This window comes from Streptomyces sp. NPDC047072 (assembly GCF_040643855.1).
Lineage (GTDB): Bacteria > Actinomycetota > Actinomycetes > Streptomycetales > Streptomycetaceae > Streptomyces.
The window spans coordinates 1-10,921 of the sequence record NZ_JBEYVC010000261.1 but is presented as its reverse complement, the minus strand read 5'-3'; the positions used below and the strand labels follow the sequence as shown (position 1 = coordinate 10,921).

The window sequence follows — 10,921 nt, the reverse complement described above, 5'->3', positions numbered from 1 at the left end:
CAGAAGGTGCCGCTGGTGATCGTCATGCACGGGCTCACCGGCAGCCAGGACGTGCCGGTGGTGCGCGCCACGGCCCAGGCCCTGCGGGAAGCGGGGTCTCCCTGCTGACGGCGGCCCCTCGGGTCACGCGGCTCCTGCCCGGGTCGTCACATGTGGACGACGGGGGCGGCGTCCGGGTCCTGCTCCGGGACCCCGCGCCGGTAGAGGAGGAAGGCGATCAGCGCACCGGCGGCGAAGAGGCCCGCCGACCACCAGAAGGCGGTGGTGTAGCTCTCGATCGTCGCCTGGGCCTGGACCAGCTTGTTCGTCGGGTCCTTGCCGGCCAGGTAGTCGGTGGCGGCGCTCGCGGCCAGCGTGTTCAGCAGCGCCGTACCGATCGAACCGCCCACCTGCTGCATGGCGTTGACGGTGGCGGAGGCGACTCCCGCGTCCTCGGCGGCGACCCCGCCGGTGGCCAGCTGCATGGCCGGGGGCATGACCAGTCCGAGGCCGAAGCCGGTCACGATCAGCTGCGGCAGTACGGCGGACAGGTAGCTGGAGCCGACGCCGATCCCGGTGAGCCAGGCCATGCCGACCGCGGCGATCGCGAAGCCGAGCGGGATGACCACCTTGGGGCCGATCCGGGGGACCAGCGCCGTGGTGCTGACCTGGGCGGCGACCATCAGCGCGGCCACCATCGGCAGGAACGCCACACCGGTCTTCGTCGGGCTGAAGCCGAGGTTCAGCTGGAGGTAGTAGGTGAGGAAGAGGAACACACCGAACATGCCCGCGCCGGAGATCAGCACGGCCACGAACGAGGAGGCGCGGTCGCGGTCCAGCAGGATCCGCAGCGGCAGCAGCGGGTGCGAGGACCTGGTCTGCCACCAGGTGAACGCGGCCAGCAGCACCACGCCCGCGATCAGGAAGCCCCAGGTGAGCGCCGAACCCCAGTCGTGGGTCTCGGCGTTGGAGAAGCCGTAGACCAGGGCGAACAGACCGGAGGCGACCAGTACGGTGCCCGGCACGTCCAGCTTGGAGTTCGTGGCGTCACGGTGGTTGTGCAGCAGCAGCCAGCCGCCCGCGAAGGCGAACAGGGCGATGACGACGTTGACATAGAGCGTCCAGCGCCAGTCGAACGCGTCGGTCAGGATGCCGCCGAGCAGCAGGCCCACCGCGCCGCCGGCGCCGGCTATCGCGCCGTAGACGCTGAACGCCTTGGCGCGCTCCTTGGCGTCGGTGAACGTGGTGTTGAGCAGGGAGAGCGCGGCGGGGGCGAGCAGCGCGCCGAAGGCACCCTGGAGGGCGCGCGCGGTGACCAGCATCTCGAAGTTGGTCGCGGCGCCGCCGATCGCGGAGACGGCGGCGAAGCCGGCGACACCGATGAGGAAGGCGGTCTTGCGGCCGAAGAGGTCCGCGATCCGGCCGCCGAGCAGCAGCAGGGAGGCGAAGGAGAGCGCGTACGCCGTGACGATCCACTGCCGGCTGCCGTCGGAGAACCCGAGGTCGGCCTGGGCCGAGGGGAGCGCGATGTTCACGATGGTGGCGTCCAGGACCACCATCAGCTGGGCGAGGGCGACGACCGCGAGAATCCACCACCGCTTGGCGGAGGCGCCGGGCTGCGCCGCTACGGCGTCCTCCCGCTCGCGCTCGGAGAGCGTGTTCTGAGACATGGGTCAACCACTCCAGGGAAGGGTCGGATGATGCCGAAACCCGCGAACGAAACGGTTTCGTACTCGTAGAGGTTAGAGCACTTCTAGCGAAACGGCAACGTTTCGCTAGGGGGGCTTGTGTATGCCTCACGCTGCTCCTGGAGCGGCCGCGATCTGTTGGCGAGATCGTGGAGGCGTGCGGGCTGAGCCAGCCGAGCACCTCGAAACACCTCAAGGTGCTCCGGGAGGCCGGTCTGGTCCGGGTCCGGCAGGACGCGCAGCGCCGTGTCTACGCCCTCGACCCGGCCCCGATCGCCGCGCTCGACGCCTGGACGAGACCGCGCCGGACACCACCGAGGAACCCGCACCGAAGGACTGATCCGTCATGAACGCCGACCTCACCGGTATCTATCTGACCCTGGAGGACGGCCGCCCCGCCGTCCGCTTCAGCCGCGTCTACGACCATCCGATCGACCGCGTCTGGCGCTTCGTGACCGACGCCGACGAACTCGCCGCCTGGTTCCCGTCCCGCGCCGAGATCGAACTGCGCCCCGGCGGCACCGTCCGCTTCAGCGGTGACCCGCACATGGCGGACTCCACGGGCCGGGTCGTCGCCGTGGACGAGCCCCGTCACCTGTCCTTCGAATGGGGCGGCGACGAACTCTGCTTCGACCTGGAGCGCCTGGACGACAACCGCACCCGCTTCACGCTCACCAACGTCCTGAGCGCCGAAGACACCGCCGCCCGCAACGGCGCGGGATGGGAGGTCTGCCTCGCCGCCCTCGATGCGGAGGCCCGCGGCGAGAGCTTCGCCGGGCCGCACGCGGGGGCGCAGGCGCCCTGGAAGGAGTTCTACGAGGGGTACGTGAAGGCCGGTGTCCCTTCCGGCGCGCCCGTCCCCGGCCTGGACTGACCTCTCACGCCATCTGTCGCCGTACCAGCTCGTGCAGCCGGCCCCCGGTGTCCGCGAGCAGCTGCGCGGGCGGACCCTGCTGGGCGACCTTGCCGTTCTCCATGACGATCACGCGGTCGGCGTCCAGCACCGTCGACAGGCGGTGGGCGATCACGATCCGGGTGGCGTTGAGGGCCTTGGTGGACTCGATGACCGTGCGCTGGGTGTCGTTGTCCAGGGCGCTGGTCGCCTCGTCGAAGAAGAGGATCCGCGGCCGCCGGATCAACGCCTGCGCGATCATGAGGCGTTGGCGCTGGCCGCCGGAGATCGCGCCGCTGCCCGAGACGATGGTGTGCAGCCCCATCGGCATCCGCTGGATGTCCTCCGCGAGCCCCGCCATCGCGGCCGCCGCCATCGCCTCCTCCGGCGTGTACGGCTCGGTGCCGCAGATGACGTCCAGGATGGACCCGGTGAACGGCTGGGCGTGCTGGAGCACGACCCCGCACTGCCTGCGTACGGCGGACTGGTCGAGCGCGGCCAGGTCCTGGCCGTCGTAGAGGACACTTCCGGAGACCGGGCGGTCGAAGCCGATCAGCAGTCTGAGCAGGGTCGACTTGCCGCAGCCGCTCGGGCCGACGATCGCCACGAACTCGCCCGGCCGGATCTCGAAGGACACGTCGTCGAGGACCAGGGGGCCGTCGTCGGAGTAGCGGAAGGAGAGCCTGCGGGCCTCCAGCGCGCCGGTGAGCGGGCCCGGGCGGGTGCTCGCGGTGCGGACCTCGGGCTGGGCCTCCAGGACCGGCTTGATCTCCTCGAACAGGGGGAGGGCGGCCACGGCCGAGACGAAGGAGCCGGTGAGCTGGGTGACCGAGGTCAGCAGCATCGTCACGGACGTGTTGAAGGTGAGGAACGCGGCCGCCGACATCGAGCCCCGCGCCGGACCGGCCAGCAGCATGAACATCAGCAGGGTGCACACCGGCAGATAGACCGAACCCAGCACCGTGGTCAGGTTCTTGATCCGGCCGACCTTCTGCTGGAGCTCGCGGCTGCGGGCGAACTCCGAGGCCCAGGCCGCGTACGCGTAGTTCTCCGCCGCCGCGACCCTGAGCTTGGGCAGGCCGCGCAGGGTCTGGAAGGCCTGGTTGTTCAGCTTGTTGCCCAGCACCACGAGCCGCCGCTGCCAGCGCACCTGCCACAGCCCGAGGCCGAGGAAGCCGGCCGCGATGACGACGAGCATGCCGATCGCCGCCATCGCCATCGGGACGCTGTACCAGAAGAGCAGCCCCAGGTTCATCGCGCCCACGGTCACCGACTGGGCCACCACCGGACCGATGCCCGCCATCATCCGGCGGATCGAGCTGATGCCCATGGCCTGGCTGGCCAGTTCGCCGGTGGAGCGTTCGGTGAAGAACTTCGTCGGGAGCCTCAACAGCCGGTCCCACACAGCCGGTTGGAGCGTCGCCTCGATCCGGCCCTCCAGGCGGAGCATGGTGAGGTTCTGGAGCAGCATGAAGGCCGCGGTCACCACACCGCTGACCATCACGGCCAGACACACCTGCACGATCAGGCCCGTCTGCGCCTTCGGCACGAACTCGCCGAGCACCTTGCCGGTCGCGATCGGCACCAGCGCCCCGATCGCCACCGTCACCAGACCGCTGAGCAGCAGGTTCAGCACGTCGCCGCGGGTACCGCCCATGCTGAACCGGAGCAGGCCGAGCGGACTGAGCGCGCGGTCGGGCAGCGGACGGTAGAACATCACCGCGCGCGGCTCGAACTCCTCCGCGTTGTCCTTCTCGATCGGCGTCTCGCGCCCGGTCGCCGGATGCACCGCCACATACCCACCGCGCCGCCACAGCAGCGCGACCGGCGCCCCCGACAGCGCCCGATGACCCACCAGCGGACCGACGTTGTCCCGCCACCAACTCCCGTCCAGACGGACCGACCTGATCCGCACCCGGGAGGCGAGCGCGATCCGCTCGACCGGGTCCAGACGGTCGCTCTCGGTGCCGCTCTGCCCCGGGTCGGCGAGCGGGATCCCGGCCGCCTCGGCGACCAACTTGCAGGCCGCGTGGCTCGCGTCGGCGTCGGCGGAGGTAGTGCGCTGCTTCGACTTGCCGATCGACGCGAGCAGCGTGCGGTCGGCCTGGGCGCGCACGGCCTCACCGGCCTTGATACCGGCGGCCGTTCGGGTCTCGTGGGTGCGCTCCAGCTGCTCGATCCAGCGGTCCAGCGTGGTCAGCAGCCGGTACTGCTGGTCGACCATCGACTGCCACACCGCCGCGTCCATCAGCAGGTCGGCGGCCGCCTCGGCGCCGTAGAGCGAGCCGTACTGCACGCTGCCCGGCGGGACCTGCATCCAGAACACGTCGTCGTCGGTGGGGGCGGCCGCCCGCTCGGTGGCCATCGGCGCCTGGAAGAGGATGGAGAGGCTACGGCCGACGCCGAGCGCGAGGGCGTACTCCAGCGGGCTCGTGGTCGGCGGGACGTACTGGGGGTTGCCGTACTCGTCGGAGGACCAGGTCTGGGTCTCGACGGGCTGGTACAGCTCGCGCAGGTTGATGCGGTGCACCACGCAGTCCCTGAGCGGCCGTGCCACGAGGGTGTGTTGGGGTCCGGCCACCGGGCCGAGCAGCAGGGAGCCCGCCTCCAAGCGGCCCAAGTGGTGCCAGTGGCCCTGCTGTTCGGCGTCGACCGCGAAGAGGTCCACCGCGCCGGTGGCGACCAGCCACAGCACCTGCGGACCTTCGAGGTCGAGACGGCTGAAACCGGTGCAGTCGATCCGGGTCCCCATACCGCCGAGCGCGTTGAGGACAATGTCCCCTTCGTGTGCGGTCGTCATCTCACCGTTCCTTGACCAGCGCCGCGTACGCGCCCCCGCGCGCCACCAGTTCCTCGTGCCGTCCGCGCTCCACGATCGTGCCGTGCTGCAGGACGACGATCTCGTCGCTGTCGCGCACGGTGCTGAGCCGGTGCGCGATCACCACACAGGCGCAGCCGCGCTTGCGCAGGTTGTCCATGACGGTCAGCTCGGTCTCGGCGTCCAGCGCGCTGGTCACCTCGTCGAGCACCAGGATGCTGGGTCGGCGCACCAACGCCCGTGCGATCTCCAGGCGTTGACGCTGGCCGCCGGAGAAGTTGCGGCCGTCCTGCTCGACCTTGCTGTGGATGCCGCCGGGACGCCGGGTGATCACGTCGTACAGGGCGGCGTCGCTCAGCGCCTCGATCACGGCGTCGTCCGGGATCGAGGGGTCCCACAGCGCGATGTTGTCGCGGACCGAGCCCTCGAAGAGGAAGACGTCCTGGTCGACGAAGGAGACGGAGGCGGCGAGCGCGCCGCGCGGGATGTCGTCCAGGCGCTGTCCGTCGATGCGGATCACGCCCTCCCAGGGGGCGTAGAGGCCGGAGATCAGCCGGGAGACCGTCGACTTGCCGCTGCCGGAGCCGCCGACCAGCGCCACCTGCTGGCCGGGGCCGACGGTCAGGTCGAAGCCGGTGAGCAGCGGCTTGTCGAGCGGGTTGTAGCCGAAGGTGATGTTCTGGAGCTCCACATGGCCGTGCAGACGGCGCGTGGAGTCGCCGGCGCCGGGGCGGCCGTAGAGCGGGTCGGCCTGGAAGTTCTCCACGTCCTTCAGCCGGGCCACGTCGGCCGCGAAGTCCTGGATGCGGCCCGCGACGCCGTTGAGGCGGGTGATCGGCGCGGTGAAGCGGGTGACCAGGGCCTGGAAGGCGACCAGCAGGCCCACCGAGATCCCGCCCTCGATCGCGCGCATCCCGCCGATCCAGAGGATGAGGGCGCTGTTGAAGGTGGCCAGCGTCGGGGCGACCACGCCCAGCCAGGCGCTCGGCACCCCGAGCCGCTGCTGCTCCTCCAGGGTGGTGGCGTGCTGCCCGGCCCACTTGCGGAAGTAGCCGTCCTCACCGCCGGTCGCCTTCATCGTCTCGATCAACTGCAGGCCGGTGTAGGCGGTGTTGGTGAGCCGGGCGCTGTCCGCCCGGAGTTTGGCGGTGCGGGTGGCGCGCAGCCGGATGACGACCCGCATGGCCACCACGTTGAGGAGGGCAACGCCTATGCCGACGAAGGTGAGTTGGGGGTCGTAGGTGTAGAGGAGCACCGCGTAGAGGACGACGACCACCGCGTCCACGCCCGCCGCCGCCAGGTCGCGGGCCAGGGTCTCGGCCACCTGGTCGTTGGACTGCAGGCGCTGGACCAGGTCGGCCGGGCTGCGCTGGGAGAAGAACGTCACCGGCAGCCTGAGCAGATGGCGCAGGAAGCGGGCGCTGGAGAGGGTCGAGGAGATGATGCGGCCGTGCAGCAGGTTCGCCTGCTGGAGCCAGGTCAGCACGAGCGTGAGCGCCACACAGGTGCCCATCGACGCGAACAGCACGCTGAGCAGCGAGGTCTGGCCGCCGATGAGGAACATGTCGATATAGGTACGGCTGAGCGCGGGGACCGCCGCGCCGACCAGGACGAGCAGGAGGCTGGCCAGGACGGCGGCCGGCATGGTGCCCGCGGTGCCGCGCAGCCGGGCGGGCATCGCGCCCAACACCCCTGGTTTGCGGCCGCCCTTGGTGAAGCCCTCGCCGGGCTCCATGACCAGGACGACACCGGTGAAGCTGCCGTCGAAGTCCTCCATGGGGACGAAACGGCGGCCCTTGCCGGGGTCGTTGATGTAGACCCCGCGGCGGCCGAAGCGGCGCCCCATGCCGTCGTAGACGACGTAGTGGTTGAACTCCCAGAACAGCACGGCCGGTGTCTTGACCCCGGCGAGCGCGGCCGTGTCCATCTGCATGCCCTTGGCCGTCAGACCGTAACTGCGGGCCGCCTTCAGGAGGTTGCTCGCGCGCGAGCCGTCGCGGGAGACACCGCAGGCGATGCGCAGCTCCTCCAGCGGGACGTGCTTTCCGTAGTGGCCGAGGACCATCGCGAGGGAGGCGGCGCCGCATTCGACGGCCTCCATCTGGAGGACGGTCGGCGTGCGGACCGTCTTCGCCCTCCCCTTGGGGACCGGGCGCTTGGGCGGGGCGGAACGGCGTCTGCCGCGGGTGTCCTGCGCGGGGCTCACGGCAGCAGCCAATCGACGGGACGCTGGTCGGCCAGCCGGATCGAACCCGAGGCCACGGTCATGGAGGTGAGGGCGAACGGCGGGCCCTCGGCAGAGGACCACTTGTACCCGCTCTTGGTTCCCGAGGACTTGTCCAGCTTCACGAGGACGGCGACCGGGCGGCCGTCCTTGGTGAACTGCTCGCCCAGCTGGCTGTCCCCGAGGAACGAGGCGATCTGCTGGGCCGACTGCGCCGAGCGGTCCACCGACTTCACATGGCCGCGCAGCCCGCCGTACTCCTGGGTGGGCACCGAGGAGACGGTCAGGTCCACGGCCGCGTTCTCCGGGATGGAGGCCGCGTTCTCGGCGGGCACGTACACCGTCGCGTACAGCGGGTCGGAGGAGTGGGCGACCTTCTCCACGGCGGCGACGTTCGCGCCGGTCTGGATGATCTGCCCGATGGTGGCGGCGAGCGCGGTGACCCGGCCCGCGGCGACGGTGCGGACGACGGTGTCGCCCTCGCTCGTACGGACCTTCAGGACGGGGGAGTTCGCGGGCAGCCGCTGGCCCTCCTCGGCGATCACTTCCGTGACCTGGCCCGCGACCGGGCTCTGGAGGATGTAACTGCCCTCGCCGTGCGTGAGGATGGCGGGCGCGCTCACCGTGGAGGCGACCGAACCGGTCACCGCCCACACGGACGCGGCGGCCATCACGACGACCGTCACGGACAGCACGAGCCAGCCCTGCGGGCGCGCGAAACGCACCGGAAGGTCGAGCTCCTCCGGCGACTGGAGCTTGGCGAGGGCCTGTTGGCGGAACTGCACGGGACTTCCCTCACCTGGAGAGATGTTTCAGGGCACCCAAGAGTCCCGGAACCGCCGGTTTGCGGTCCGGGACGGGGCGATCACAAGTGTGCGATCAGATCACCGAAGGGGTGATCAGAGGCCGGCGACCAGGTTGGTGACCGGGGCGGTGTTGAGGCCGGTGACGCCCTCGACCGTGCCGACGGCGGTGTTGACCAGGCCGGAAACCGGGGCGATGCCGTCCACCAGGCCGGTGACGGTGCCGAGGGCGTTCAGCTGCAGGCCGCCGGAGACGTTGTCGAGCTCGGCGTCCGAGATCTCAACGGTCTCAACCTGGGGGGTGGAGTTCATGATGGAACTTCCCTTCATATGGATATCTCACAAGGGGGGAGCGGCCCCCTCTGGGGACAGATGACGGCCGCGATCGCAGGCGCCGGACCCGTTCCCGGAGTCCCTGGCCGCCCTGCGGTGCGATGGATCAAAGCACGCTGCGGCCGCGCGCATCCAATCAACCGACCGCCTCACCAGGGCACTTGAGTCACATCAGCCTCGAACCGTGCAGGAGTGCGCACGACATGGTGGCGACTTCTTCACAGCTGATGTTGCGCGGGCGTGAACCGGCTCTTGCCCCCTCCGAGGCGAATGCGACACACCTCGCCAATGGCGTGCGCCGCCGGACCCGCATGTGGAGAACCCCGGCTTCCGGTGACCTGGTTGGGCATTCGATGTGCAGATTTGCTGAAGAGAGGATTCGACCCGGTGTTCACAACGGACTGTTGCTGACCGTTCGCTGACAGTGTCAGCCCAGAAGGGCGTAGACCGTGGTCGCGTGGGCGGCCAGTGCACCCGACTCCGCGTCCGTCATCGTGATGTCCGCGAAGGCGGTGCGACGGCCCAGCTTGGTCACGACCGACTTGATCAGGACATCGCAACCGGTCACCGGGCGCTGGAAGGTCGTGGACTGCTGGACCGTCGTCATCGGTCCGAAGGTGCCCCGGGCCGCCGCCACGGCGATCACCGTCGCGGTGTCCGCGGCGGCCATCAGGGCCTGGCCGGACAGCCCGCCGCCCTCCCGTGCCAGCTGCTGTGACCAGGGCAGACGCAGTACGACATGGTCCTCGGCGACGGTCTGGACCGTCAGCCCGAGGTCGAGCACCCAAGGGGCGAAGTTGTCGGCGAGGATCTTGTCGGCTTCGGCGGTCGTCATCGTCATATGGGGGATTCTTCCCGCCGCACGGCTCCCCGGCACGGGGCGTGGCCGAATCGGCGTGGCTTCTGGGGCGCGTGGAAACGGAGTTGAACGCGCCCGGCGGACTTTGCGTACTCATGGCCATCCAGGCGCCCTGAACATCTGCCACACGGCAACACAGACTCCGGTCCCCCAGGAGGTCGAGAAGTTTGAGTCACAAGCGAATTCCGAAGCGCAAGGCCGCGTTTGCGGCGGGCACCGTGGTGGCGCTCGGAGCGGCCGCGATTCTGCTGCCCAACGCCAACGCGTCCCAGGACGGTTCGTCGAACGACGCCGCGGCCATCGCGCCGAAGACTCTCAAGGCATCGGACGCCACGGATCTCGCCTCGCAACTCCAGGAGCTGCTCGGCGACGCCTTCGCCGGGTCCTACTACGACTCCGACAAGCAGCAGCTCGTCGTGAACGTCATCAACAACGTCATATCCGGCGACGACAACAACGTCATCGTGCAGGTGAAGAAGGCGGGCGCGGCCGTCCGTGAGGTCGACAACAGCCTCACCGAACTCAAGGCGGGCGCCCAGACCCTGAAGGCCGAGGCGACGATCCCCGGCACCTCGTGGGCCATCGACCCCAGGACGAACAAGATCCTGGTGACCGCCGACTCCACGGTGACCGGCGACAAGTGGAACACGCTGGAGTCGACCGTGAAGAGCCTCGGCTCCGACATGGCGACCATCAAGAAGTCGGCCGGCACCTTCAAGACCTTCGTCTCCGGCGGCGACGCGATCTTCGCCGACGGCGCGCGCTGCTCGCTCGGCTTCAACGTCACGGCCGCCGACGGCAGCCCCGCCTTCCTGACCGCCGGTCACTGCGGGGTCGCGGCCGACCAGTGGTCGGACTCCGAGACCGGCCAGCCGATCGCCACCGTCGACCAGGCCACCTTCCCCGGTGACGGCGACTTCGCCCTGGTCAAGTACGACGACCCGGCGACCCAGGCGCCCAGCGAGGTCAACGTCGGCGGCGGACAGACCGTGGCCATCAACCAGGCCGCGGACGCCGAGGTCGGTACCCAGGTCTTCCGGATGGGCTCCACCACCGGTCTCGCCGACGGCCAGGTCCTCGGCCTCGACGCCACGGTGAACTACCCCGAGGGCACGGTCACCGGGCTCATCCAGACCGACGTCTGTGCCGAGCCCGGCGACAGCGGTGGCTCGCTGTTCACGCAGGACGGTTCGGCGATCGGCCTCACCTCCGGTGGCAGCGGCGACTGCACGGTCGGCGGCGAGACCTTCTTCCAGCCCCAGTTCGTCGGTGGTCCCACTACGCCGGGAAGCACTCACCTGGACCCCCTGCCGGCTGCTTCGCTC

At 70.0% G+C, this 10,921-nt stretch carries 8 protein-coding genes and 1 pseudogene; 3 read left to right on the top strand and 6 right to left on the bottom strand.

Annotated elements, in window-relative coordinates; genetic code table 11:
• Nucleotides 1–146: 146 nt before the first annotated feature.
• Nucleotides 147–1,649: an MFS transporter gene (locus ABZ896_RS49895; RefSeq protein ID WP_360945197.1), complete on the bottom strand. Its 1,503-nt coding sequence runs from the start codon at nt 1,647–1,649 to the stop codon at nt 147–149.
• 131 nt (nt 1,650–1,780) lie between these two features.
• Here ABZ896_RS49895 and ABZ896_RS49890 point away from each other — a divergent pair.
• Nucleotides 1,781–1,960: pseudogene (locus ABZ896_RS49890) on the top strand (metalloregulator ArsR/SmtB family transcription factor); the annotation flags it as partial.
• A gap of 53 nt (nt 1,961–2,013) precedes the next feature.
• Nucleotides 2,014–2,541 carry an SRPBCC family protein gene (locus ABZ896_RS49885; RefSeq protein ID WP_360945194.1) on the top strand — a complete coding sequence of 176 codons (528 nt, stop codon included), beginning with the start codon at nt 2,014–2,016 and terminating at the stop codon, nt 2,539–2,541.
• 4 nt (nt 2,542–2,545) lie between these two features.
• Here the strand turns inward: ABZ896_RS49885 and ABZ896_RS49880 are convergent, their stop codons facing one another.
• The 5 genes from ABZ896_RS49880 to ABZ896_RS49860 form a co-directional block, all read right to left on the bottom strand.
• Entirely contained in the window at nt 2,546–5,359 is a 2,814-nt protein-coding gene (locus ABZ896_RS49880; protein ID WP_360945191.1) for an NHLP bacteriocin export ABC transporter permease/ATPase subunit, read from the bottom strand.
• A gap of 1 nt (nt 5,360) precedes the next feature.
• Nucleotides 5,361–7,583: an NHLP family bacteriocin export ABC transporter peptidase/permease/ATPase subunit gene (locus ABZ896_RS49875; protein WP_360945189.1), complete on the bottom strand. Its 2,223-nt coding sequence runs from the start codon at nt 7,581–7,583 to the stop codon at nt 5,361–5,363.
• Nucleotides 7,580–8,386: an HlyD family efflux transporter periplasmic adaptor subunit gene (locus ABZ896_RS49870; protein WP_360945186.1), complete on the bottom strand. Its 807-nt coding sequence runs from the start codon at nt 8,384–8,386 to the stop codon at nt 7,580–7,582. The genes ABZ896_RS49875 and ABZ896_RS49870 overlap by 4 nt, the downstream gene beginning before the upstream one ends.
• A gap of 114 nt (nt 8,387–8,500) precedes the next feature.
• Nucleotides 8,501–8,716 carry a type A2 lantipeptide gene (locus tag ABZ896_RS49865; protein WP_360945183.1) on the bottom strand — a complete coding sequence of 72 codons (216 nt, stop codon included), beginning with the start codon at nt 8,714–8,716 and terminating at the stop codon, nt 8,501–8,503.
• 448 nt (nt 8,717–9,164) lie between these two features.
• Nucleotides 9,165–9,578: a PaaI family thioesterase gene (locus ABZ896_RS49860; protein ID WP_360945180.1), complete on the bottom strand. Its 414-nt coding sequence runs from the start codon at nt 9,576–9,578 to the stop codon at nt 9,165–9,167.
• Between the two features lie 185 nt (nt 9,579–9,763).
• Here ABZ896_RS49860 and ABZ896_RS49855 point away from each other — a divergent pair.
• A partial coding sequence (locus ABZ896_RS49855; protein WP_360945177.1) for a S1 family peptidase occupies nt 9,764–10,921 on the top strand: 1,158 nt, incomplete at its 3' end.

Excerpts from the sequence above, each read along its gene's own strand:
- ABZ896_RS49885 (WP_360945194.1), top strand. The coding sequence starts at position 2,014 with ATGAACGCCGACCTCACCGGTATCTATCTGACCCTGGAGGACGGCCGC.
- ABZ896_RS49880 (WP_360945191.1), bottom strand. The coding sequence starts at position 5,359 with ATGACGACCGCACACGAAGGGGACATTGTCCTCAACGCGCTCGGCGGT.
- ABZ896_RS49895 (WP_360945197.1), bottom strand. The coding sequence starts at position 1,649 with ATGTCTCAGAACACGCTCTCCGAGCGCGAGCGGGAGGACGCCGTAGCG.
- ABZ896_RS49865 (WP_360945183.1), bottom strand. The coding sequence starts at position 8,716 with ATGAACTCCACCCCCCAGGTTGAGACCGTTGAGATCTCGGACGCCGAG.
- ABZ896_RS49860 (WP_360945180.1), bottom strand. The coding sequence starts at position 9,578 with ATGACGATGACGACCGCCGAAGCCGACAAGATCCTCGCCGACAACTTC.